A 23,171-nucleotide genomic window follows, 5' to 3' on the forward strand; every position below is an offset into this window, starting at 1 on the left:
GTCCCGGCCGAAACCTCGCGGTCAGCGACGCCGGCCCCGACGGGCGGGTGCGGGAGACCGGGTGGGCTGACGGACCGGGGTGAGCGGCAGGGACGTCCAGTGCGCCGGCCGGGTGAGCGTCGGTGGCAGGCCCGTGTGGGTGTCACCTCGGGCGGCGTCCAGCTGGGTCTGGTGCAGGAAGAGCGTGCGCCGCAGGTCCGCGCCCCGCAGGTCGGCCCCGCGCAGGTCCGCGCCGGTGACGTCGGCCAGACCGAGGTCCGCTCCGCGCAGGTCGGCGCCGATGAGCAGCGCCCCGCGCAGGTTGGCCCGGCGGAGGTCGACGCGGCGCAGGTCCACCCCGAGCAGGTGCGCGCCCCGCCGGTCGGCGCCGCCGGGGGCGCGGGCCACGTCGCCGGCCCGGGACAGCAGCGGGTTGACCCGGTTCCGTTGGTCGGCGACGTTCACCGCGCGAAGTTGCGCCGGGTCACCCTCGGTGAGCGTCAGCGTCTCGGCGCGGGCGCGTTCCAGTTCGGCGCGCAGATCGGCCGGCGGGCGCAGCGCCACCGCCTCGGTGAGGTACCAGAGCAGTTCGTGTAGCGGTCGCAGCACCGCGAAGGCCTCCGCCATCGCCGGCAACGTCTCCGGCGCGTCCCGCCAGTCCCGCCCGCCGAAGGTCACCTGGGCGACCTGCTGCCCGGCCCCGAAGCAGTCGAACACCGTGCAACCCGGAAAACCACGCTGCCGCAGCTCCGTGTGGATGCCGCAGCGGTGGTCGGGGCGCAGGTTGGGGCAGGGCGAGCCGGCCGGCTTGTCGATGGCGAAGTCCGCCGACGCGGCGAAGGCGGGCACCACGCAGCACAGCCCGAAGCAGCGTCCGCAGTCGGCGCGCAGCTGCGCCGCCCCGGACGGCGGTGCGGTGCGGTGCGGCACGCCGACGGTCCTCCTGGCGATCAGGGTGGAACACCATTGTTTCCTGTGCCGAACCCACGGGTCGGTCGGGGGTCACCGTGCGTGCGTGTCACCGGCCGTCGCGGGGCGGGGGGCCGGGGTACGGGCATCGCCCGGTGGCGGCACGAGCCGGCGGACGTCCCGCTCGCCGTCGTCGTGCCCGTACTTCTGGTCGAAGTGCCGTTTCACGACGGCGACCGGGGTGCGGTCCCCGTCGGCGGGCTCGGCCAGGGCGAACACGCCGGGCGTCGCCCCGGGCGCGCGGGGCGGCAGCACGGCTCGCACCGTCAGCGGCCCGGTCACCCGGAACCCCCGGCAGTCGACGTAGTGCTGCCCGTCCACCGTCACGAACGGCACGCGTACCTCGACCACGTCCGACTCGTCGTGGCGCAGCGTGACCATGACTGACCAGTACCGCTCCAGGTCGAGGGTGGCCTGCTCGTGCTCCCACAGCTCCTCGAACCGGGCGTGCACGAACCCGCCCCACGGGCTGTCCATGTCCACCTCGAGCTGCGGCACGTTGAACGACAACTTCCCGATCGGGAAGAACGAGATCAGCGCACGCCCGTCCCACTGGTAGAGCTGGATCGACGGAGACGCGTCGTAGAGCCGGACCTGAAGGCGGTGGCGCAGCCGCGAGTCGAGCGCGTCGGCGAACGCGGCCAGGTGGCGCAGGTTGGTGCGGATCTGCCGGGGCACGTCCACCCGTTGCCGTTCCAGCTCCTCGGAGCGTTGCTGGGCGGCGGTGCAGTCGGGGTCGAGCAGGAGCAACTGCACCTGGGCGCCGTTGGCGAGCGCCGCTCGCACCGCGCTCAGCGTCTCCTCCCGGTGCCGTTGCTCCAACAGGATCGTCCAGGTGTCCAGGATGCGCACCCGCCGCCCGGAGCGGTGCAGCCGTGTCACGAACGCCTGCTGGTCGAAGCTGAGGTGCTCCTGCACCCGCGCCTTGCGGGCCTCCTCGAACAACGGGTCGAAGATGACGTACGAGATGGCCGCGAGGACCACGCTGGCCCCGAGGTTGAGCAGCAGGTCGCTGAGGAAGCCGGTGCTGCCCCAGGCGGCCAGCAGCATGACGACGGCGATCGCGAAGAGTGCCCCACCGACGACGAAGGCGCGTCGTTGCCGCCCGCCCCGACCAGCCCACCCGAGCATTTCGCCGCTCGGACCCGATCCACCGCTCATAGGCTGACGGTAACGGAGTCGTGCGACCACGGAGGGTGGCGGGGTGGACGAGAGTGAACGCGAGCAGGCGCTTCTCACCGTCCTGACCACCGAGCACTACGCGTTGCAGACGTCCCGCGCCGGCACCATCGCCGAGGCCACCGGCCGCGCCACCATCTTCCTGTCCGTCCTGTCGGCGGCGCTGATCGGCCTCGGCTTCGTCGCCAGCAACGACAGGCTGGTCCGGCCGTACCTGGCCGCGGTGCTGCCGACGCTGGTCATCATCGGGGTGCTGACGTTTCTGCGCCTGGTGGAGACCACCGTGGAGAATTCGTTGGACCTGCTGCGGATCCAGCGCATCCGGGCCTACTACCACCATCAGCTCGCCGGCGAGCACGACTTCTTCGCCGACGCGGTGGGGGCCGACGACTCCATGAGTACGGCCTGGAACCTGGTCGGCACGCGTCCCGGGCGGTGGGAGTTCCTGCTGACCACGGCCGCACTCGTGGGCGCGGTCAACGCCGTCCTGAGCGGGCTCGGCATCGCCCTGGTGGCCTCGACCGTCGGTGCCGGGGGCGGTTCGACGGTCCTGGTCGGGGTGCTGGTCGCGGTGGTGGCGTTCGGTGCGCAGTTCGCCTACATCCTCCGGGCGTCGGCCGCACGGATGCGCTGACGGCCCGCCGGTGCCACTCAGGTCGATCGCCAGCGCGGCGGCGTACGGTCGGCTGATGCGGATCATTCGGTTCACGCACGCCTGCGTGCGCGTCGAGCACGACGGCGGGGTGCTGGTCGTCGACCCGGGGACGTGGAGCGAGCCGCGGGCCCTGGTCGGCGCGGACGCCGTCCTGGTCACCCACGAGCACACCGACCACATTGACGTATTGCGGCTCGCCGGTCTCGGTGTCCCCGTGTACGTGCCGGAGGGTGCCCGACTGCCGGAGGACGCCCCGCTGCCGGTCACCCGGGTCCGTGCGGGCGAGCGGTTCACGGCGGCCGGCATCCCGGTCAGCGCGCACGGCGGTCGGCACGCCGCGATCCACGAGGGGCAGCCCGACTGCCCGAACCTCGGCTACCTGATCGGCAACGAGTTGTACCACCCGGGCGACGCGCTGCACGTGCCGGACGAGCCGGTGCGCACCCTGCTCGTCCCGGCCCAGGGGTCCTGGCTGCGCCTCGACGAGGCGATCCGCTTCGCCGGCGCCGTGGGCGCGGCGGCGGCGTACCCGATCCACGACGCGCAGCTCAACGACCGTGGTCTGGCCAGTGTCGCGGGTTGGTTCGCCGAGACTATCCCCGGCTACCGTCACCTGCTGCCCGGCGACACCGCCTGACCCCGGTCGTCATCCGCCGTCGCGGTGCGGAAACGCGGCGCGGCGGCGGTGAGCACCGCGGCGGTCGTCGGGGCGGACCACACCTCGGTCAGCTCTGTCACGAGGTCGGCGACCAGCCGGGTCACGGCCGGCTCGCCGCCCGGGTGCAGCGCCTCGGCGACGATCAGCACCGACGAGGTGCCCGCCCGCACGGCCGACCAGCCGCTCTGCCGGTTGGTCCACCGTCGGGCGTGGGCCCGCCCGGCGGAGTCGACGAAGGTCACCTCGCCCGGTTCGGGATGCTCGGTGTCGCCCGCGAAGCTCAGGTACGCCTCGTCCCCGTGTGCCGGCCGGACCACCAGGTCGCCGTCGACCCGGTCCAGGTCGAGCGCCGCGACCGGGATGGCGTACGCGGCCGAGACGGCGTTGCAGAGATCGACGAGCGGGTGCACCCGGGGCAGTTCGCCGTCGAGGCGCAGCCGACGCAGCAGCGCCTCGGAGGCGCACCGGTACTTGGTGGGCCGCAGCCCCATCGCCGCGTACGCCCGCCGCCACGCCTGGATCTCCGGGAACCCGCTCTCGGCCCCACCGGCCAACCGCCGCCGCGCCTCGCCGAGATGGGCGGCCGTGCGTGCCGCCACGTCGGCGGTGGCGGTGATCCCAGCAACCTGCACCACACCGGCGACCAGATCGGGGTACGCGTCGCGAAGCCGAGGAGAATGTTCGAACTGCACTGTGCTCCTATCGTTCGGTGAGGGCGAGGGTCACGCCGAGCGCGACGAAGGTGCCGGCGGCGGATCGACGCAGCCAGTCGGTGACCCGGGGGCGGGTCAGCACCCGGTCGCGTACCCGGGCCGCGAAGATGCCGTAGCCGCTGAACACCACCATGGTGAGCAGCATGAACACCGCGCCGCAGCCGAGCATCGCCCGGGTCGAGCCGGGTGCCGTGGTGTCCACGAACTGCGGCAGGAACGCGACGAAGAACATCGTCGGCTTCGGATTGAGCAGGTTGACCAGCACGCCGGAGACGATCACCCGGATCGCCGAGCGGGGTGCGGCGTCGGTGGTCACCGCGAAGGCGTCGCGGTCGCGCGCCATGGACCAGGCCAGGTAGAGCAGGTAGCCGACGCCGAGGTAGCGGACGGTCTCGAACGCCACGGCGCTGGTCTGCATCAGCGCGGCCAGCCCGGTCATCGCGGCCAGCAGGTGCGGCAACGTTCCCAGCGTGCAGGCGAACGCGGCCAGCACCCCGGCCCGCGCGCCCCGCGACAGGCCGGCGGAGAGCGTGAAGATCACCCCGGTGCCGGGGGTGACCACCACGATCAGCGTGGTGATCAGGAACGGGATGGTCACGGTCGTCCTCCGGCGGAGTCGGCAGCTCTGGCTCCTTCTCACTCTGCTGCCACAATGGTCCGATGGGCAGAGCCAAACCGACTGCGTCCGAGAGGTCCATATCGGCCGGCTCCGACTTCCTGCACCTGACCATCACCGACGCGACGCCGGGCGGGCGCGCCGACTGGCTGACCGACCGGCTGCGGCAGGCCATCGCCGAGGGGCGGGTGCCGGTCGGTGACCGGCTGCCTCCGACCCGGGTCCTCGCCGCCGACCTCGGTGTCTCCCGGGGCGTGGTCACCGAGGCGTACCAGCGCCTGACCGAGGAGGGGCACATCGCCGGCCGGGGCCGGGCCGGCACTGTCGTCGTCGCCGCGCCGGCCGCGCCCACACCCACAGCGACCGCCGCGCCAGCACCGGTCACGACCTTCCCGCCGGCACCGGGCACCGACATCTTCGAGGCGTTACGCGCGGCGCACGCGTCAATCGACCTGACGCCCGGCGTACCCGATCTGGCCGCCTTTCCCCGCGCGGACTGGCTGCGTGCCGAACGGAGCGTGCTGCGCCGCCTCGCCGCGGCCGACCTCGGCTACGGAGACCCCTGCGGCGCGCCCGTGCTGCGACAGGCCGTCGCCGCCTGGCTGGGCCGCAACCGTGGCATCAGCGTCGACCCCGCCGAGGTGATCATCGTGGCCGGCGTCTCCCAGGCGCTCGGGCTGCTCGCCCAGGCACTCCAGGCTGCCGGTGTCGCCAGGATCGCCGTCGAGGACCCGGGCTCGCTCGGGGTGCGCCAGCACCTGAACAACTGGCGCATGGACACCCCGCCGATCACTGTCGACGACGCCGGACTGCGGGTCGACGAGTTGACAGCCAGCGGCGTACCGGCGGTGATGCTCACCCCCGCGCACCAGTTCCCGACCGGCGTGGTGCTCGACGGTGACCGCCGCCGCCAGCTCGTCGCCTGGGCGCGGGCCGGCGGTCTGATCATTGAGGACGACTACGACGCCGAGCACCGCTACGACCGTCCTCCGGTGCCGGCGCTGCGGGGTCTGCTGCCCGAACAGGTCTGCTACGCCGGCAGCGTGTCCAAACTGCTCGCCCCCGCGCTGCGGGTCGGCTGGCTGCTCGTGCCGGCGCGGCTGCGCGAGGCCGTGGTGGCCGCCAAGCGCAACGCCGACCTGGGCAACGCCGTGCTACCGCAACTGGTGCTGGCGGAGCTGATGACCTCCGGCGCCTTCGAGCGGCATCTGCGGCTGCTGCGCCGGCGACACATCCGCCGGCGGGACGCAATGATCGCCGCGCTGGCCCGCGCGTTGCCGTCGGCGACCGTGCACGGCGCCGCCGCCGGGCTGCACCTGATGATCACGCTGGACGACACCGTTGTCGACACCGAGTTGGCGGCGGCGACGCTGGCACTCGGGGTGAAGGTGCAACCGCTGTCCTGGCACTGCCAGCGGCCGTACCGGCCCGGCCTCGTGCTCGGCTACGCGGCCCGTACTCCCACCGAGATCGAGGACGGCGTCGCCGCCGTCGCCGCCGCGCTCGGCTCCGATTAGGGCCATCAGGCGTATCCTTCGCCAGTGGGACTGCGCTTCGAGACGCGCGGGTCCGACTCGCCATGGGTCGACACCGTGTGGACCTGCACGAGCGAGCAGGTCACCGCGATGACGTCCGTGGCGGGGGTGCGCTGGGGCCTGGTGTTCTGGGAGCAGGCTGGCCGGGCGTACGCGAGCATCACCGGTCCCGAGACCCGCGCCGGCACGGCGCCGGTGCCGCACGGCGCGACCTTCGCCGGCATCGAGTTCGCCGTGGGCACCTCGTTGCGGGCCGTGCCCACGCCGACGCTGGTCGACGGCGGCATCGAGCTCCCCGACACCACGCGCCGGACGTTCCGGCTGGACGGCACGCGCTGGGAGACGCCCGGCCCCGACGACGCCGAAGCCCTGGTCGACAGCCTCGTCCGGGCCGGGACCGTGGTCCGTGACCCGCTCGTCGCCGAGCTGCTGCGGGGCCACGGTCCGGTCGTCTCGGCGCGTACCGTCGAACGCCGGTTCCGCGCCGCGACCGGGCTGACGCGCGGCGCGGTCCGGCAGATCGAGCGGGCCCGCTCGTCGGCGGAGCTGCTGGCTGGCGGAGACCCGGCCGCCGACGTGGTCGCCAAGCTCGACTACTTCGACGAGCCGCACCTGGCCCGGGCACTGCGCCGCTACCTCGGACGTACCGTTCGGCAGCTACGCGAGGGCACGGGCGGCGCCATCGCCCTCGACCTCGATCAGCGCTTGACGTCGTAGATCAGCTTGAGGATCCCGTTCGGGTAGCTCTCCGACTCCCGCAGCGTCAGCATGTGCTTGTCGCGGTCGGCCCGGCCGAACAGGCTCTTGCCGGCACCCAGCAGCACGGGGAAGACGAGCAGGTTGTACCGGTCGATCAGCCCCTCATCGGACAGCCGCCGGGCCAGCTCCGCGCTGCCGTGGATGAAGATCGCCCCGCCCTCGCCCTGCTTGAGCGCGGCGATGTCCCCGGTCGAGCGCAGGATCGTGGTCGGCCCCCACCCGTCGACGAGCGCGTCGTCGGACAGCGTGCTCGACACCACGTACTTGGGCAGCTCCTTGTAGTCGGCGTGGTCCTCCGAACCGGGCCAGACCCGCGCGAACGCCTCGTAGCTGCGGCGGCCGAACATCAACGCCGTCGTGTCGGCGAGCTCCTCGCCCTTCAGCGACCAGGCCTCCGGGACGAACTCGAGGTCCTTGAACACCCAACCGCCGCTGCGGTGCTCCTCACCCGGCCCGCCGCCGGGCGAGTCGACGACACCGTCGAGCGACATGAAACCGGTGTAGACCAGGTCGCGCATTGTCTTGTCTCCTCAGGCTTGGAAGCGAGCTGCCGGGTCCACGCTAGGTCGCTGTCGCGCCGCTGTCTTGGACGGAAGCGACAGCCGGTCCGAACGCGCCGCCGGACCGGGTGGCGCCGTGATCAGGCTCCGGGACCCCATGATCGCCGCGCTCGCCACCTTCAGCGGTCCTGAGAGCCGGGAGTGGGTGCCGGGGACATTCCAGCGATGGCGGACGTGTCGGTTGCCGTCATATCTGGTGTGGTCTATGTCACGGTAGCTTCGGCGCACGCCGACGCCCCAGTCGGCGCTGCCGAGGAGACCGCCCATGCCCACACCGCTGAAAGCCGCCACCGCCCTCGCGGCCGCGCTCCTGCTGATCCTGACCGCGGCGGCACCCGCCCACGCCGCCAACCCCACCACCGTGCCCCCGGTCTCCGGGTCGCTGAACACCTACAACGTCTCCGGCGTCTATGTTGCCGGCGTCTCCTCCGGTGGCTACATGGCCACCCAACTGCACGTCGCCTACTCGTCCCAGATCAGGGGAGCGGCCGTCTTCGCCGCCGGGCCCTACTACTGCTCCCAGAACACCGTCGCCCAGGCGCTCAACGGCTGCGGCGACAACCGGTATTCGACGAACGTGTCCGCGCTGCAGGCGTACACCCGGACCTGGGCGTCGTACGGCTGGGTCGACCCGGTCGGCAACCTCTCCGGCGATCCGGTGTACGTGTTCCACGGCGGCAACGACACCACTGTCAAGAAGTCCGTCACCGACGACCTGGTCCGGTACTACCAGCACTTCGGGGCCAGCGTGCAGTACGACAGCGGCTCCGCCGCCGGTCACTCCTGGGTCACGCCGTACGGCACGCTCGGGTGCGGGGCGACCGCATCGCCGTACCTCAACGACTGCGGTGCGGACCCACAGAACACGCTGCTGCGCAAGCTGCTCGGCGGGGTGAACGCGCCGAACACCGGAGGGCTCGGCGGCTCCCTCATCCGGTTCAACCAGAACACCTTCGCTGTCAACGGCTGGGCCAACGGGTTGAGCATGGACGCCAACGGCTTCGCCTACGTCCCGTCCGCGTGCGCGGCAGGCCAGTCGTGCCGTCTCCTCGTCGCCCTGCACGGCTGCGCGCAGGGCGTCGGCGCGGTGGGCACGGCGTTCGTCGACCGGGCCAACCTCAACCAGTACGCCGACACCAACAACCTGATCGTCCTGTACCCACAGGCAGGTGCCTCCCTCAGCAACCCGAACGGCTGCTGGGACTGGTGGGGTTACCTCGGCGCGACCAACTTCCCGATCAAGGGCGGCGCGCAGGTCGAAACCATCATGAACATGGTCCGCCGACTGGACGGCTGAGTGCCCCGGGCTGGCCGGGCGAACCGGTCAGCCCAGGAACAGCTGGACGAGGACCAGCACGGCGAGCAGCGCCGGCCCCCGTGACCCCTGACGCATCAGGTCGACCGGGATCATCCCGAACGGCGTGTTGACCGTCGCGCCGCCGTAGTCGATCGGCGGGCGGGTGCCGGCCCGGAACGCGGCGGCCACCACCCCCAGCGCCAGCGTCGGCGCCAGCCAGGCCGGTCCCGGGTCGACGGTCGGCAGGGTCAGCAACCACCACACTCCCGCGCCGACAGCCGGCACCACCACGTGGATCCCGCGCAGCAGGTTGTCGCTGCCACCGAGCGCTCGGCGCAGACCGGGTGAGCGACTGACCGACCGCAGACCGCCGGTCAGCCGATTGGCGGCGAGATAAGCGAACACCACCTGCGCGGCACCGGCCAACCCGGGCAGGGCGAGCGCGGCAGCGTACTGCACCCCGATCAGCGCCGCCCAGATCAGCACGGCGCTCGGGTGGCGGCGCAACCGGCGTACGTCGGCCTGGAGCAGCGCCCACCAGCCGGGGCCGGGCCGGAACCGGCGGCTGCGAACCCGGCCGATCCGGCGCCAGCGGCGGCTCTCCACCAGGCCGGCGAGCAGGCTCGGATCCAGCAGGATCGTGGCGGTGGCGGCGGCGTTGGCGAACTGCGCGCCGGTGGTCAGGGTGGCCCGGTCGACCCGGGGCAGCGCGCGTACCGCCAGGATCACGCCCACGCCGACGAGCGGCACCGCGGCGGCGAACAACGCGACGGTCGGCGTCGTCGCCGGCCGGGACAGTCCGTCGCCGAGGCGACCGACGAGCACCACCAGGGCGGTGATCACGGCCGCCGCCACCATCGGCACCGCCCCGACCACCGTCGGCCAGCGCCGCCCCGACCGACTGCCCTGGGCGACGACGCTGAGCGCCAGCGCGGCCGCGCCCCACCCCGCGCCGGCCGTCGCCGCCCAGCCCAGGGCGGACAGTTCGGTGACCCCACCGAGCGCCGCCACTGCCACTCCGAGCGCAGCGGTGCCGGCCGCCGAGCCCAGTAGCAACAGGACGAAACGGGGCGCCAACCAGGCCCGTCGGTCGATCGGCGCGCTGGTCGCCCAGCTCTGCGTCGCCGGCGTGACCAGCAGCGGGCCGAGCGCGCGCAGACCACGCCAGGCCAGCCCCGCGCCCGCCAGCAGCGCGGCGACCGCCAGCCACCACCGCACGCCCGGCTCGGCCTGACCGACGGTGGGGGAGTCCAGCAGGTCACGGCTGGCGCTGATCGCGAACCAGCCGTACATGCCCACGAACAGGACCATGACGTACGCGTCGCCGAGCACGTCACCGAGGGAGTGGTCGTGGTGCCGGCTGCGTGCCTTGCGCAGGTGCGTTCGCACCTGCCGGGCGGTCGGCACCCCGACCGGCGTGTCGGCGATCGTGGCCGGCGCGGCGGTCACTTGCCGATCTCGATGCGCTCGTCGACCACCGCGTCGATCAGCTCCGGGTCGTGCGAGGCCAACAGCACGGCCGTGCCCGCCGCCCGTTCGCGCAGGAGTCGGTCGGCGAGCCACTGTCGCCCGCGGACGTCGAGCCGCTGCTCGGGCTCGTCCAGGATCAGCACCCGGCGGGGCCGGACGAAACAGGACGCCAGCGCCAGCCGGCGGCGCTGCCCGCTGGACAGCGTCACCGGCAGCTGGTCGCGGGCCGGCTCCAGACCCAGCTCGGCGAGGACCTCCTCGACCGGCTCGGCGTCACCCCCGTGGGCGTACGCGACCAGCTCCAGGTGCTCGACCACCGACAGGTCGGGGAAGAAGTCGATGTCGTCCAGTGCGGCGGCCACCAGCGCCCGCACCTGAGGATCGGTCTCGTCGGCCCGGCGGCCCTGCACCAGCACCTCACCCGCGTCCGGCCGGTCGGCGCCGACGACACACCGCAGCAGGGTCGTCTTGCCGCTGCCGTTCGGGCCCAGCACCACCGCGATCCGGCCCGCCGCGAGCGTGAAGCTCACCTCGTCGAGCACGACCAGGTTGCCGAAGTTGCGACTGAGTCCCCGTACCGAGAGCGCGTCCACGATCACAGAGTCTCCCAGAGCCACGCCACCGACCAACCCGAGCGACCTACGTCACCCGGCTGTCGGCGTCGTTGTCCAGTCGGGCGTCGGCGGCGGCCAGCCCCTGGGCGTCGGCGACCTCCTCGGCCACGGCCGCCGCGTCCGCCCAGTGCCGCCGCGCGTCGGCCTGGTCGCCCAGCGCGGAGCAGGCGTCACCCAGGTAGAGCAGGGTACGCGCCAGCCCGGCTGTCGGCCGGGTCTCCTCGCGCAGCCGACGGCTCTCGGCCAGCAGCTCGTACGCGGTGCGCGCCTGCCCCGGGGTGCTGCTCAGCAGCGTCGCCCCGGCGTTGAGCAGCGCCGTCGCCCGGCTGGTCGGGTCGTTGACCGACTCGTACTCGCGCAGTGCGGCCCGCCACGCCTGGGCGGCGTCCAGGTGCTCGCCGAGCGCCGCGTGCACCAGCACCAGGTTCGTCAGGGCCGCCGCGTACCCGCGCGCGTCACCCACCGACCGGAACGTGTTGGCCGCCCGTACCAGGTGGTGGTGCGCGGTGTCCGGTTCGCCCCGGGCCAGTTGGGCCGCGCCCAGGCCCAGCTCGGTGAGGGCGTGCCCGGCCCGGTCGGCGCCGGAGCGGTGTCGGCGCGACATCTCCAGGTGCTCCACCGCGTCGTCGAGCTGCCCCAGGTCGAGCAGGGCCAGACCGAGGTTCATCCGCGCCTGGGCGTTGCCCCGCCGCCCCCGCTCGTTGACCGCGAGGGTGAGCGCCGCCGCCGCCCCCTGCGGGTCGTGCCGGCGTCGACGCAGCACCCCCAACTCGTTGTGCGCCCACCCGGCGATCTCCGGACGGTCGTCGGCGGTCGGGGTGGCCAGCACGGTGCGGCAGACCTGCTCCCACTCGTCGAGCCGCTCGGCGTACGCCAGCCACCCGCACAGCGCCACCGCCAACCGGAACCACCACCGGCGCACCCGCCGGGGCAGGGTCTCCTTCGCGCCGGCAGGCACCCGCACCACCGCCAGCAGCAGCTCCTGGTGCAGGTCGAACCAGCCGTACGGGTCGTCGTCCAGCGGCAGCGACCACTCCCGGTCGGGTGGGGAGCCGAGCACCGCCAGGTTGGCCGCGTGCCGTTCGGCCCGACGGGCCAGGTGCCGGGTCAGCCGGGCCTGCGCGGCGACCCGGGCCCGGACCTGATCCGCGTCCCGCAGGTGCAGCCGGGCGCTGCCGGCCAGCAGGGGGCGGATCTCGTACCGGTCGCCGGGCGCGCCGACCACGAACGCCGCCGCGGCCAACCGGTCGAGCAGTGCGGTCACCAGCTCGGGGTGCCGTCCGGCCAGCGCGGCGATGCTGGGCCGGTCCACCGGGGCGGGGACCAGCGACATCAGCCGGTACAACCGTCGGGCCTGACGGGGCAACGCCCGGTACGCGATGTCCCGTTCGGTGACCAGGCGGGCCGCCGGTGAGACGGCGAGCCGCTGGTGCGGGGGCGTCTGCACCGCGCGGCGCAGCGCGTCCAGCACGTCGGAGTGCCGCCAGCCGTGCTGAGCGGTGCGGTAACCGAGCGCGCGGACGGTACGCGGTTGCCGCCCGCACAGGTCGACGATCTCGCGTACCGCCGGGTCGGTGCGTGGGTCGGCGCGACGGACCCGGGCGGCGGGCGCGGCCCCACCCGCCGTCGCGAACAGCTCCACCGCCTCGGACGTGCCCGGTTCGGCGATCCAGTGCGCGACCACACCCTCCAGACCGATCAGCGCCGGACCACCGGCGAGCAACAGGCGGCAGGTGCGCGCGGTGGGCGGCAACAGAGGTCGTACCTGGTCGGGACGGTCGACGTTGTCCAGCACCAGCACGATCTTGCGACCGTCGAGCTGACCGCGCAGCGCGTCGGCGGCGGCGGCGAGCGCGTCCGGCCGGCCGGAGGTCGGCGGGGCGGTGCCCAGGATCCGGGCCAGCGCGGTGAGCACCTGCCGGGCCGAGCGGGGTCGGCCGCGCCGCCGCAGGTCCAGGTAGTACTGACCGTCGGGGAACTCCTCCCGGCACTCGTTCGCGGCCTGCACAGCGCACGCGGAGGTGCCCACCGCACGTCGGCCCAGAACCGCCACCGCGTGCTCCCGGGCGAGCAGACCGACAAGGGCGTCGACGTGCTCCTCACGACCGGTGAACTCGGCCGTGTAGGGCAGGTTGGGAGCTCCGGCGGCCGGGGTGGTGAGCACCTCCGTCGGCTCGGGGCCGACCTCCCGGCCGGTCCGGCGGCGGCGCACCTCGTACACCACGTAACCGACGACGCCGCCGGAGGCCAGGACGATGGTCACCGGCCCGAGCACACTGGCCGCCAGCTCGGAGAGGACATTGCCGGCCAGGTTGCTGGCCACGTTGGCGAGGACGCTGCCGACCACGCCGCCGATCGCGATCAACGCCGGCCAGCGTGAGCCGCCGCGCGCACCACCCGGCCCGGTCACCGCACGCCCCCGGAGACGAGCCCGGCGACCAGGTGCCGCCGCGAGAGGACCACCAGCACCACCGGCAGCACGGAGGCGAGCACCGAGCTGGCGGCCAGCGCGCCACTGTTGCTCACGAAACTGCGGGTCTGCTCGGCCAGGAACGGCCCGAGCGGCGAGGACCCCGACGCGCTGAACAGCCGCCCCACCACCAGGTCGTTCCAGACCTGGACGAACTCCAGCACGGACACCGCCACCACCGCCGACAGGTTGTGCCGGGCCAACCGGCGCAGGGTGTGCCACCACCGACGTCCGCCCAACCGGGCGTCGCGGACCTGCTCCACAGGCAGGTCCGCGAACGCGTTGCGCAGCACCAGCACCGCGAACGGCACGCCCAGCGCGATGTGCACCAGGGCCAGGCCCTGGGCCGTACCGGAGGAGAGCACCAGGCCCAGCACCTCGTTGACCGGCCCGGCGATGACCTGGATCGGCACGACGCTGGCCGCCAGCAGCAGCAGCCCGGTGGCCTGCGCGGCCGGCCCGGTCAACCAGGCCAACGGGTACGCGGCCAGCAGCGCCACCACCAGCACCGTGGCGGTCACCGCGGTGGCCAGCAGCAGGGTGAAGCCCAGCGTGCGCCACAGCTCGGTGCCGGTGACCAGGTCGCGGTAGGACTCGCCATTCGGCGGCGCCGACCACCAACCGCGCGCGGCGGCGTCGACCTGCCCGTGGGCCGACGTGGCGACCAGCACCACCAGCGGCACCAGCCAGGCGATCGCGGCACCCGCCGCGAGCAGCCGGAACACCCGTCGGGGCGGGGCGACCGAGGCGGGCTCCGGTGCCGCCTCGACGCGCGGCGGGGGCCAGGCCTGCCGGACGAAGAGCGCGGCCACCATGATTCCGCCGATCACCGCCACCAACCACACCACCCCGAGCGCGGCGCCGTCGCCGGTGGTGGTGGTCCCGGACGTCTGCCAGATCCGCAGCGCCAGCACCGAGGCCTCGTCGCGGACCGAACCGGGCGTCATCACCAGGATGAGGTCGAACGTGCGGCTGGTGCCCACCGCCACCAACGCGAAGACCACAGCGGTCGTCCGCAGCAGCAGTGGCCGCCACTGCGCGTCCCACAGCACATGGCGACGCGTACCGCCGTAGGCGCGGACCGCGTCGGCGAGGCTCGGCGGCACCGCGTCCAGCGCGGAGCGGAAAACCAGCACCGCCAACCCGACCCAGGCCCAGACGAACGCCGACATCAACGCGACGGTGACCATTCCCGGCCCGAGCAACTGCGGGGCGTCCTCGACCGGGCGGCCGGCCAGTCGGGTCGCGACCAGGGTGGCCAGCCCTCGGCTCGGGTCCGGGTCGTACATCAGCCGGAAGGTGACCCCGGTGACGACCAACGGCAACGCCACCGGCACCAGGAGGATCAACCGGACGAGGCCGCCCTCCTGGGAGCGGCGGGACGCGGCGGCGAGCAGATAGCCCAGTGCCGTCACCACCGCGGGCACCAGCAGCGCCCAGAGGACCGTCCGACCGACCACCGCGCCGGTGCCCGGGGCGGCGAGCGCGGTCCGGAAGTGCGCCGCGCCGACCCAGCGACCGTCGGTGGTGACGCTGGCGTGCATGGTCCGCAGCACCGGCCACAGCACCAGCCCGCCGAGCAGCACCGCGGCCGGCAGCAGCAGGGCCGACGTGGCCCCCGCCGCCGGATAGGCCCGACCGCGCCGGGCCGGACCGACGTCGTCGAGGACCGCCAGCTCGCCGAGGACCCGCACCTGGCTCATCGGCCGCCCCCCGCGCTGCGGGCCGCTGCGGCGAGCAGGCCGGTGGCCCGGCGGATCGCCTCGCCGGCGCGGACCCCGTCGGTGACGTCGGCGAAGAAGCCCTGCATGATCCGCCAGATGCCGACCCCGTCCGAGCCGGTGAACGCCCCGCGCAGTTGGTCGGAAAGGTCGAAACGCAGGGTGCCGGGGGCCCGCATCTCCGTGGCGAGTTGCTTGCCGACGCCGTCGGTGTAGCTGCTGATCGAGACGTTGGTGTTGGGCGACAGGTAACCGCCTTCGCGTAGCCACGGCTGGAACGAGTCGGCCCTGGCCAGCCATTCGACCAACTCGACCCCGCCCCGGGCGTCGGCGAACGCCACTGCCGCGTCCCCACCGACGATCAGGGGACCACCGCCTGGCTGGGCGCCCGGGAACCGGAACGTGACAGGTGCCTCCGGGCCGCGCCGGAACGGACGTACGACGTCGGCGGTGAAGTCGGCTCCGAGGAGCATCACCGCCCGTCTGGTGTGCACCACCTGGATCACCGATTCCTCGTACTGGGTGAGCAGGGCACGACGGCCGCCACCGACGAACGCACCCCCGATGCTCCACAGCCCGGCGAGGCGGTCCAGAGCGTCGCGTACCGGCTTGTCCTGCCAGTCGGCGCCCTGTTGGGCGAGGGCGTAGTAGCTCCCGGGTGCCATGTCGGCCAGAACGTTCTCGAACCAGTCGGTGAGCACCCAACCATCCGCGGCGCCGATGGCCAGGGGCGCCGGGCCGCCGTCGCGTCGGGCACGCGCGGCCAGCTCCCTGGTCTGGTGGAGCAGTTCGTCCCAGGTGGTCGGCGGCGCGGGCAGCGCGGAGGGCAGGTGCCAGACCAGCGACTTGTGCGCCGCCTTGACCCAGACGCCGTAACGTTCGCCCTCGGTCATCAGCAGATCGCTCAGCTCGACGCGCACGGCGTAGTCGGTGGACGGGCGCACCGGGCTCAGCCAGCCGCGCTGGGCGTACTCGGTGACCAGGCCGGGGCGCGGCAGGATCGCCACGTCCGGGCTGGTGCCGGCGAGGTGTCGGGCGCGCAGGAACGCGTCGATGTCGTTGCCGGCGCTGATCACCTGCACCGGGGCGGGGTAGCCGGCGACGACCTCGCGGAACCGGTCCAGCTCGCTCGTGCTCCACACCACGGCGACCTGTACCGACCGGGTTCCGCCGGAGCAGCCGGCGGCCAGGGCGGTGGCGCCCGCGGCGGCGGCGCGCAGCAGCGTACGGCGACCCACCCGGGCGGCCGGCGTCATCGGGCCGCCTCGCTCGGCTCGGTGACCAGCTCGTGCCGCACCGGTATCTCGGCCAGGGTGGCCGGGTCGGCGGTGCAGACCAGCACCGCCACCCCGGGGGCGTCCGGCGGCGAGAGGCGAGGCATCAGATCACCGAGGCGGCTGTCGCCCGCCGAACCGGCCGGCAGGTCGACCACCAGCACCTCCGGCAGGCAGGCCGCCGCTCGGGCGAGCGCCACCCGGAACCGCTGGGCGTCGGAGATCTGGTGCGGCAGCAGGGCGAGGGAGAGCGCCAGCTCGAGCCGGTCGACCACTGTGGCCGTCCAGTCGTTGGCCACCTCGTGCACCCGTTCGCGTTTGCGCTGGCCGTACTCGATGTTGCGCCGCACGCTGAGCTGCGGCAGCAGCGCGCCACCGGCGGGCACGTAGCCGATCTGCCGGCGCGGCGGCGGCAGGCTGGTGACGTCCCGGTCGCCGACGAGGACGCGGCCGGTCACCGGCGGGGCCAGCCCGGCCAGCACCCGGGCGACCGCCGTGCCGAACCGGGGCGGCGCCACCAGGGCGGTGAGTGTCCCGGCGGGAACGTCGAGGGTCACCGGCCCGGTGCCGGGGACGGCGACCAGTGCGCGTAGTCGTAACGTGGCCCTCACCTCCGGTGACCATTGATGACCGTCCCAGGGTGGCACACCGTGCCGACAACCGACGCCCCCGACCTCTTTCCACTGTGGAGACGGTCGGGGCTGTTCAGGCGGGGGAGTAGAGCGCGGCGAGCCCGTCCGCCGTGGCGGCCAGCCGTTCGCGCAGCGCCACCGGGGTCAGTACCTCGACGTCAGCACCGAGGCGCAGCAGGTCACCGTGGGCGTGGGTGAGCGACTCGATGGGCAGCACCGCTGTCACCCACCCCCGCGCGTCCGGTGGCCCGGCGCTGCTGTCCATTGCTGTCACCACCGGATCGCTGCCGATCTCACGCAACCGCTCCCGCCCGGCGGGGGAGAGCCGGACGCGGGCCTCGTCGCGGTGCAGTCGGGCCCGGAACTGCACCACGTGCGCCCGCCACCAGGACGGCAGGTCGAAGTCGTCCGGGCGGTCGAACTCCTGCGCCAGCGGGGTCAACGCGAGGATCTGGTTGACCCGGTAGGTCGCCGGCGCGCCCCGGCCGGGCTGGTCGGCCACCACATACCAACGGCCGCCCTTGAGGACCAGGCCGTACGGCTCCAGGACACGGGTCACCTCGCCGTTCCAGCCGCGGTAGCGCACCTCGACGCGGTGCTGCCGCCAGACCGCCTCGGCCGTGCGAGCCAGCTCGGGGGAGGCGTCGCCGTCGGCGTACCACCCGGGAGTGTCCAGGTGGAAGCGTTGTTGCAGTCGGGTCGCCCGGTCGCGCAGCGGCGCGGGGAGCGCGGCGTGCAGCTTGAGTTGCAGCGCCGCCACCACGTCGCCGTAGCCCAACTCGTCGGCGGGGCCGGGCAGGCCGGCGAGGAACAGCCGGTCGGCCTCCTCGGCGGTCAGCCCGGTCAGTCGCGTCCGCCAGCCGTCGACCAGTTGGTAGCCGCCGGCGTGCCCGGCCTCGCCGTAGAGCGGGATGCCGGCGGCGTGCAGCGACTCGACGTCCCGGTAGATGGTGCGGGGGGAGACGGCCAACCGCTCGGCGAGCTGCGCGGCGGTCAACCGCCCGTGCGACTGGAGCAGCAGCAGGACGGAGAGAAGTCGAGAGGCTCGCACTTCACTGACACTAGTTGTCAGGGGACCCGTCCTACCGTCCCGACATGGCATTCCGCGACAAGGAACTACGAACGCCCGGGCCAGTGCTGATCGGCGGCCGGCAACTCAAGCGCTACCACATGGACCAGTCGGAGCGGCCGATCGAACCCGAGGTGGAGAAGGCCGCGTACGACCTGCTGCCCGACCTGCTGGCCGACGTCGTCGACGACGGCACCCCGGCCGCCGGGTGGGTGGTGCTGCACCGGGGCGCGGACACCGGCGCCTATCTGCTGGCGTACACCTGGGTGTGGGACAACGCGCTGGAGATCCGTGTCGCCGCGGCCGGGCAGCCGGCGCTGGACTGTCCTGACGACGACCCGGCACACTTCGTCCACCTACGCCGCCCGGCGGTGGGCTGCGTCTGGGAGTTGGCGGTACTGGAACACGAGCGGGCCGCCTGGGTCCGGCACATGCTGCTGCCGGAGAGTCCGAATCTGACCGATTATCTGCGTGACACGCGAGCGGAAGGGCCGGTGGGCCGCTGATGGGCGACTTCGACTTCTTTGTGGGCACCTGGAACGTCGTCAACCGGCGGCTGCGCAAGCGGCTGGTCGGATCCGACGAGTGGGAGGAGTTCCCCGGGGTGTCGGTGGCGCACGGCTTCTTCGCCGGCGGCGGTCACTTCGACGAGATCACGTTCCCGACCAAGGGATCCGCCGGCGCCACGATCCGGGTCTTCGATCCGGCCCGGCAGGAGTGGTCGATCTACTGGACGAGCAGCGACACCGGGGTGCTGGGGCTGCCGCCGATGGTGGGCCGCTTCGTCGACGGGGTCGGCCACTTCTACGCCGACGACCAGCACGAGGGGCGTCCGGTCCGGTGCCGGTTCATCTGGTCGGGCATCAGCGCGACCACCGCCCGGTGGGAGCAGGCGTTCTCGGTCGACGGCGAACAGACCTGGGAGACCAACTGGATCATGGAGTTCACCCGAGCATCGGACTAGTGGTCTCGCGCTGACGTCCGGTGGGTGATTCGTGAGCGGCGTCAGGTCACCGGCGTGCTCGGGCCCACGTCGCGGCGGCGCAACAGGATGGTCATCGCCACGAGGGCGACCAGCAGCGCCGCCATCGCGTACACCGGGGTCGGACCGAGCGGTGCGAGCAGTGCCAGCAGCGCGACGACCGGGAAGGCGACGACCACCGCGCCGTGCTGCTGCCGACGCACGTGCAGCATCCAGACCGTGAGCAGGAAGACGGCGATCGGGACGGCCACCGCGTACCCGGCGACCCTTCCCGAGATGTGCGAGAGGTGCCGCTCGTGGTCCACCGACACGCTCAGACCCGCGCCGACTGCGGCTACCGCCGCGAAGATCAGGTAGTGGCCGTAGCCCCAGACCAGCGTGTACGGCATGCGGTCGGGCGCGTCGATGGGCCGGTCGAAGTAGAGCCACCACAGGGCGAACACGATCACGGCGGCCGCCGCCGCCAGCGACCAGAGGTGACGGTCGCCGGCGTCAACTCCGGTCTGGATGGCCACCGACGTGGCCAGCACCACGTCACCGAGCACGATCAGGGTGAACAGCCCGTAGCGTTCGGTGATGTGTCGCGGATGCCAGGGGGTCATGCCCGGGCGCTCGGCCACCGCCGGCACCAGCAGGTCGGCCACGACCAGCAGCAGCAACGCCGCGGTCCCCCACCCCTGCGGCAGGGCCAGTCGGAGCAGCCAGCCGATCTGGACGACGGTGACGCCGATCGCGTACCGCCGGGCCGCTGGGCGGTGCGCCGGGTCACCGGCGGCGGCCCGGCACCACTGCACGACGAGCGCGATCCGCATCACCACGTAGCCGTACGTGATGACGCTGAAATCGCCGTCGTTGAACGCGCGAGGCACACCGGCCGCGATGATCAACGCGCCGGCGATCTGCACCAGCGTCGCGATCCGGTAGAGATCGTCGTCAGTGTCGTAGGCCGAGGCGAACCAGGTGAAGTTCATCCACGACCACCAGATCGCGAAGAAGACCATCAGGTACCTGGTCAGCGCGTGGCCGAGCTGATCCTCGGAGACGGCGTGGTGCAGGTTGGCGGCGGCCTGCGACACCGCCACCACGAAACACAGATCGAAGAAGAGCTCCAGCGGCGTGGCCGAGCGGTGCGGCTCGTCGCGACGACGTGGCCGCATCGGCCGGTAGAACGGCCGCACCGACCGGGGCTGGGTCACCGAAACTCCTCAGACCACCCGTCGGGTCAGCCGCGCCGACGGCCGTGGGTCAGCCCCTCCAACACCAGGGTCAGCCCCGCGCCGATCAGCCAGACGTCCTTGGCCAGCCCCGCGCCCTGCTGGGTCGGGCGGATGCTGCCGGGTTCGCGCATCCCCGGCGTCTTCAGGTAGAGCTGCACCAGGCCCGCGCCGAACGCGGTCAGGCCGAGCCCGGCCAGGGGCGCCGGGACGAACGGCGCGATCAGCGCGGCCCCCAGGGCGATCTCCGAGTACGACAGCAGCTTGGCGAATCGCGCTGGCTCGAACTGGCCGAGCTGGGGCATGGCGGCGACCGCCATGCCGTGCAGACCCTCCGCGGCGGTCCCCTCCAGAGTGCGCTTGCCCAGACCCGAGTTGAGGAAGTACGCGCCGATGCTGACCCGTAGCGGCAGGTGCGCGAATTTCATTGTCACTCCCGTTGGCCGTGGTCGAATGCGGCCCGCGTACCCCGCACCGCCCGCGATAACCCGACGGGCCGGCTGGGCTGGCCGTGGTGGTCGCGGTAGGTTCGCCAGGGGCCCACCGCCGAGCCCGTGGCACACCCGCCCACCCCGGCGCGCGGCCCCGCCGCAGACCACCAGCAGGAGGCGAAGTGAGCCAGGAAGTCCGGGGAGTCATCTCCCGCAGCAAGGGCGCGCCGGTCGAGGTCGCCACCATCGTGGTGCCCGATCCCGGGCCCGGTGAGGCGATCGTCCGGATCCAGTCGTGCGGGGTCTGCCACACCGATCTGCACTACCGCGAGGGTGGCATCAACGACGACTACCCGTTCCTGCTCGGTCACGAGGCGGCGGGCATCGTGGAGCAGGTCGGCGAGGGCGTCACCGATGTCGCCCCGGGTGACTTCGTGGTGCTCAACTGGCGGGCGGTCTGCGGCGTGTGCCGCGCCTGCCGTCGCGGGCGGCCCTGGTACTGCTTCAACACCCACAACGCCACCCAGCGGATGACGCTCACTGACGGCACCGAACTCGCCCCGGCTCTCGGCATCGGGGCGTTCGCCGAGAAGACCCTGGTGCACGCCGGGCAGTGCACCAAGGTCGACCCCGCGGCCCGACCCGCCGCCGTGGGCCTGCTGGGTTGCGGGGTGATGGCCGGGCTGGGTGCGGCGATGAACACCGGAAACGTCACCAGGGGCGACTCGGTCGCGGTGATCGGCTGCGGCGGCGTCGGGGACGCGGCGGTCGCCGGTGCGGTCCTCGCCGGCGCCACCACGATCGTCGCTGTCGACACCGACAGCCGCAAGCTCGACTGGGCCCGCACGTTCGGTGCCACGCACACAGTGAACGCGTCCGAGACCGACCCGGTCGAGGCGATCCGTGCCGCCACCGGTGGCTTCGGCGCCGACGTGGTGATCGACGCGGTGGGCCGACCGGAGACGTGGAAGCAGGCGTTCTACGCCCGCGACCTGGCCGGCACCGTGGTGCTGGTCGGCGTACCGACCCCGCAGATGCAGATCGAGCTGCCGCTGCTGGACGTCTTCGGACGTGGTGGCGCGCTCAAGTCCAGTTGGTACGGCGACTGCCTGCCCAGCCGGGACTTCCCGATGCTCACCGAGCTGTACCTGCAGGGCCGGCTCGACCTGGACGCGTTCGTCACCGAGGAGATCACGCTCGACCAGGTCGAGAACGCCTTCGACCGGATGCACCACGGCGACGTGCTCCGCTCGGTGGTGGTGTTCCCGTGACCGCCCGCGTCGACCACGCGGTCACCTCGGGCACGTTCTCCCTCGACGGGCAGACCTTCGACGTGGACAACAACGTCTGGGTGATCGGTGACGACCGCGAGTGCGTCGTCCTGGACGCGCCCCACGACGTGGCGGCGATCCTCGCCCTGGTGGGCGACCGGCAGGTCCGGGCGATCCTGGCCACCCACGCCCACGACGATCACGTACGGGTGGCGCCCGAGCTGGCCGAGGCCACCGGCGCGCCGGTGCTGCTGCACGCCGCCGACCGGGTCCTCTGGGACATGGTCCACCCGCACCTGCCGCCCAACGGCGAAGTGCACGACGGGCAGAGCATCGAGGTGGGCGGCACCACGCTGCGGGTGCTGCACACCCCCGGGCACAGCCCCGGGGCGTGCAGCTTCCACGCGCCGGAGTTGGGCGCGGTGTTCACCGGCGACACGCTCTTCGCCGGTGGGCCCGGCGCGACGGGCCGCTCGTACAGCGACTTCGACACCATCGTCCGGTCGATCCGCACCCGTCTGCTGACCCTTCCCGCGGAGACGGTCGTGCACACCGGCCACGGCGACGACACGACGATCGGCGCGGAGGCACCGCACCTGCAGGAGTGGCTGGACCGCGGCCACTGAGCCCAGCTCATCGGCCTGCTGGGCGCGGTCGACGGGCTCAGCGCTCGTCGGCCGCGCCCAGCACCGGTTTGACGTCCAGGATCGGGGTGCCGTCGAGGGCCTCCAGGTCGGCCACCTCGACGCGTAGCCCGTCCACCGTCAGGACCCGCACCCGGTGCAGCCCGATCGGGTTGGGCCGGTGCGGTGATCGGGTGCTGAACACCCCGGTCTCCGGACGTTTCGCGTCGTCGCGTGGATGCACCGCGAGCACGTCGCGCCGGGCACGGTCCAGCCAGGTCAGCACCAGCAGCTCCGTGCCGACCCGCAGGTCACGCACGGCCCGCTCGACCTGTGGGTCGAAGACCAGCCACGCCGTCGACGCGCCCTCGTCGCCCTGCCGCGGCGCGCTCGCCGCGTCGGTCAGCGATGAGGCGACCCGGCCGACCGGGTGCAGCAGGTAGGTGCCGTCACTCACTGCCTGGACCATCGACGCTCCCT

Annotated in this window: 24 protein-coding genes; 9 read left to right on the forward strand and 15 right to left on the reverse strand. The window is 73.1% G+C overall.

The features are described from left to right. Positions 1 to 21: 21 nt before the first annotated feature. Positions 22 to 909 (reverse strand): pentapeptide repeat-containing protein, encoded by an 888-nt coding sequence (locus tag ACGF3C_RS29725; protein ID WP_393227004.1) that lies wholly within the window; start codon positions 907 to 909, stop codon positions 22 to 24. A 72-nt stretch (positions 910 to 981) separates the two neighbouring features. Then, a complete protein-coding gene (locus ACGF3C_RS29730) occupies positions 982 to 2,109 on the reverse strand; it encodes a DUF5919 domain-containing protein (RefSeq protein WP_393227006.1) in 1,128 nt (375 codons plus the stop codon). Positions 2,110 to 2,152: 43 nt separating this feature from the next. Between ACGF3C_RS29730 and ACGF3C_RS29735 the strand changes: the two genes are divergently transcribed. After that, a complete protein-coding gene (locus tag ACGF3C_RS29735) occupies positions 2,153 to 2,761 on the forward strand; it encodes a hypothetical protein (RefSeq protein ID WP_357224627.1) in 609 nt (202 codons plus the stop codon). A 55-nt stretch (positions 2,762 to 2,816) separates the two neighbouring features. Continuing rightward, entirely contained in the window at positions 2,817 to 3,419 is a 603-nt protein-coding gene (locus ACGF3C_RS29740; RefSeq protein ID WP_393227008.1) for an MBL fold metallo-hydrolase, read from the forward strand. Here the strand turns inward: ACGF3C_RS29740 and ACGF3C_RS29745 are convergent. Next, positions 3,392 to 4,132: a B3/4 domain-containing protein gene (locus tag ACGF3C_RS29745; protein WP_393227010.1), complete on the reverse strand. Its 741-nt coding sequence runs from the start codon at positions 4,130 to 4,132 to the stop codon at positions 3,392 to 3,394. The two genes, ACGF3C_RS29740 and ACGF3C_RS29745, sit on opposite strands and share 28 nt — an antisense overlap. A 7-nt stretch (positions 4,133 to 4,139) precedes the next feature. Further along, positions 4,140 to 4,751 carry a LysE family translocator gene (locus ACGF3C_RS29750; RefSeq protein ID WP_357224614.1) on the reverse strand — a complete coding sequence of 204 codons (612 nt, stop codon included), beginning with the start codon at positions 4,749 to 4,751 and terminating at the stop codon, positions 4,140 to 4,142. Positions 4,752 to 4,813: 62 nt separating this feature from the next. On the opposite strand from ACGF3C_RS29750, the gene ACGF3C_RS29755 reads away from it, so the two are divergent. Together ACGF3C_RS29755 and ACGF3C_RS29760 are read left to right on the forward strand one after the other, a co-directional pair. Further along, positions 4,814 to 6,286 (forward strand): PLP-dependent aminotransferase family protein, encoded by a 1,473-nt coding sequence (locus ACGF3C_RS29755; protein ID WP_393227012.1) that lies wholly within the window; start codon positions 4,814 to 4,816, stop codon positions 6,284 to 6,286. A gap of 24 nt (positions 6,287 to 6,310) precedes the next feature. Next, positions 6,311 to 7,021, forward strand: a complete 711-nt coding sequence (locus ACGF3C_RS29760; RefSeq protein ID WP_393227014.1) for a helix-turn-helix domain-containing protein — start codon at positions 6,311 to 6,313, stop codon at positions 7,019 to 7,021. Here ACGF3C_RS29760 and ACGF3C_RS29765 read toward each other — a convergent pair. Then, positions 7,003 to 7,581 carry a dihydrofolate reductase family protein gene (locus ACGF3C_RS29765; protein WP_357224605.1) on the reverse strand — a complete coding sequence of 193 codons (579 nt, stop codon included), beginning with the start codon at positions 7,579 to 7,581 and terminating at the stop codon, positions 7,003 to 7,005. The genes ACGF3C_RS29760 and ACGF3C_RS29765 overlap by 19 nt on opposite strands. Before the next feature lie 307 nt (positions 7,582 to 7,888). Between ACGF3C_RS29765 and ACGF3C_RS29770 the strand changes: the two genes are divergently transcribed. Then, positions 7,889 to 8,920 carry a poly(3-hydroxybutyrate) depolymerase gene (locus ACGF3C_RS29770; protein WP_393227016.1) on the forward strand — a complete coding sequence of 344 codons (1,032 nt, stop codon included), beginning with the start codon at positions 7,889 to 7,891 and terminating at the stop codon, positions 8,918 to 8,920. 27 nt (positions 8,921 to 8,947) lie between these two features. Here the strand turns inward: ACGF3C_RS29770 and ACGF3C_RS29775 are convergent, their stop codons facing one another. The 7 genes from ACGF3C_RS29775 to ACGF3C_RS29805 all read right to left on the reverse strand — a co-directional run bounded on the left by ACGF3C_RS29775 (position 8,948) and on the right by ACGF3C_RS29805 (position 18,152). Continuing rightward, on the reverse strand, positions 8,948 to 10,369 hold the full coding sequence (locus tag ACGF3C_RS29775) for a DUF6297 family protein (protein WP_393227018.1): 1,422 nt from the start codon (positions 10,367 to 10,369) through the stop codon (positions 8,948 to 8,950). Continuing rightward, positions 10,366 to 10,983 carry an ABC transporter ATP-binding protein gene (locus ACGF3C_RS29780; RefSeq protein ID WP_357224589.1) on the reverse strand — a complete coding sequence of 206 codons (618 nt, stop codon included), beginning with the start codon at positions 10,981 to 10,983 and terminating at the stop codon, positions 10,366 to 10,368. The genes ACGF3C_RS29775 and ACGF3C_RS29780 overlap by 4 nt, the downstream gene beginning before the upstream one ends. A gap of 46 nt (positions 10,984 to 11,029) precedes the next feature. After that, on the reverse strand, positions 11,030 to 13,369 hold the full coding sequence (locus ACGF3C_RS29785; protein ID WP_393227020.1) for a hypothetical protein: 2,340 nt from the start codon (positions 13,367 to 13,369) through the stop codon (positions 11,030 to 11,032). Between the two features lie 41 nt (positions 13,370 to 13,410). After that, the gene (locus ACGF3C_RS29790; protein ID WP_393227022.1) at positions 13,411 to 15,177 is read right to left on the reverse strand and encodes a hypothetical protein; all 1,767 of its coding nucleotides are present in this window, start codon (positions 15,175 to 15,177) and stop codon (positions 13,411 to 13,413) included. Then, complete coding sequence (locus ACGF3C_RS29795; protein WP_357230556.1) at positions 15,174 to 16,451, reverse strand: extracellular solute-binding protein; 1,278 nt, start codon at positions 16,449 to 16,451, stop codon at positions 15,174 to 15,176. The genes ACGF3C_RS29790 and ACGF3C_RS29795 overlap by 4 nt, the downstream gene beginning before the upstream one ends. Then, on the reverse strand, positions 16,448 to 17,080 hold the full coding sequence (locus ACGF3C_RS29800) for an ATP-binding cassette domain-containing protein (protein WP_357230559.1): 633 nt from the start codon (positions 17,078 to 17,080) through the stop codon (positions 16,448 to 16,450). The genes ACGF3C_RS29795 and ACGF3C_RS29800 overlap by 4 nt, the downstream gene beginning before the upstream one ends. A 94-nt stretch (positions 17,081 to 17,174) precedes the next feature. Further along, positions 17,175 to 18,152, reverse strand: a complete 978-nt coding sequence (locus tag ACGF3C_RS29805) for a helix-turn-helix transcriptional regulator (RefSeq protein ID WP_393227025.1) — start codon at positions 18,150 to 18,152, stop codon at positions 17,175 to 17,177. Positions 18,153 to 18,196: 44 nt separating this feature from the next. Between ACGF3C_RS29805 and ACGF3C_RS29810 the strand changes: the two genes are divergently transcribed. Both ACGF3C_RS29810 and ACGF3C_RS29815 read left to right on the forward strand, forming a co-directional pair. Further along, positions 18,197 to 18,676 carry a hypothetical protein gene (locus ACGF3C_RS29810; RefSeq protein WP_357230566.1) on the forward strand — a complete coding sequence of 160 codons (480 nt, stop codon included), beginning with the start codon at positions 18,197 to 18,199 and terminating at the stop codon, positions 18,674 to 18,676. Then, entirely contained in the window at positions 18,676 to 19,134 is a 459-nt protein-coding gene (locus ACGF3C_RS29815; protein ID WP_355009057.1) for a hypothetical protein, read from the forward strand. Before ACGF3C_RS29810 ends, ACGF3C_RS29815 begins: the two co-directional genes overlap by 1 nt. A 41-nt stretch (positions 19,135 to 19,175) precedes the next feature. On the opposite strand, the gene ACGF3C_RS29820 is transcribed toward ACGF3C_RS29815, so the two are convergent. After that, positions 19,176 to 20,348, reverse strand: a complete 1,173-nt coding sequence (locus tag ACGF3C_RS29820) for a low temperature requirement protein A (RefSeq protein WP_393227027.1) — start codon at positions 20,346 to 20,348, stop codon at positions 19,176 to 19,178. A 26-nt stretch (positions 20,349 to 20,374) separates the two neighbouring features. Continuing rightward, positions 20,375 to 20,794, reverse strand: coding sequence for a hypothetical protein (locus tag ACGF3C_RS29825; protein WP_393227029.1), 420 nt, complete (start codon positions 20,792 to 20,794; stop codon positions 20,375 to 20,377). A gap of 185 nt (positions 20,795 to 20,979) precedes the next feature. Between ACGF3C_RS29825 and ACGF3C_RS29830 the strand changes: the two genes are divergently transcribed. Then, positions 20,980 to 22,068: an S-(hydroxymethyl)mycothiol dehydrogenase gene (locus tag ACGF3C_RS29830; RefSeq protein WP_393227031.1), complete on the forward strand. Its 1,089-nt coding sequence runs from the start codon at positions 20,980 to 20,982 to the stop codon at positions 22,066 to 22,068. Continuing rightward, complete coding sequence (locus tag ACGF3C_RS29835) at positions 22,065 to 22,694, forward strand: MBL fold metallo-hydrolase (protein ID WP_357206612.1); 630 nt, start codon at positions 22,065 to 22,067, stop codon at positions 22,692 to 22,694. The genes ACGF3C_RS29830 and ACGF3C_RS29835 overlap by 4 nt, the downstream gene beginning before the upstream one ends. 37 nt (positions 22,695 to 22,731) lie before the next feature. Here the strand turns inward: ACGF3C_RS29835 and tsaA are convergent, their stop codons facing one another. Further along, the gene (gene tsaA, locus ACGF3C_RS29840) at positions 22,732 to 23,160 is read right to left on the reverse strand and encodes a tRNA (N6-threonylcarbamoyladenosine(37)-N6)-methyltransferase TrmO (RefSeq protein ID WP_393227033.1); all 429 of its coding nucleotides are present in this window, start codon (positions 23,158 to 23,160) and stop codon (positions 22,732 to 22,734) included. Positions 23,161 to 23,171: the final 11 nt, after the last annotated feature.

The organism is Micromonospora sp. NPDC047762 (assembly GCF_043204655.1).
GTDB lineage: Bacteria > Actinomycetota > Actinomycetes > Mycobacteriales > Micromonosporaceae > Micromonospora.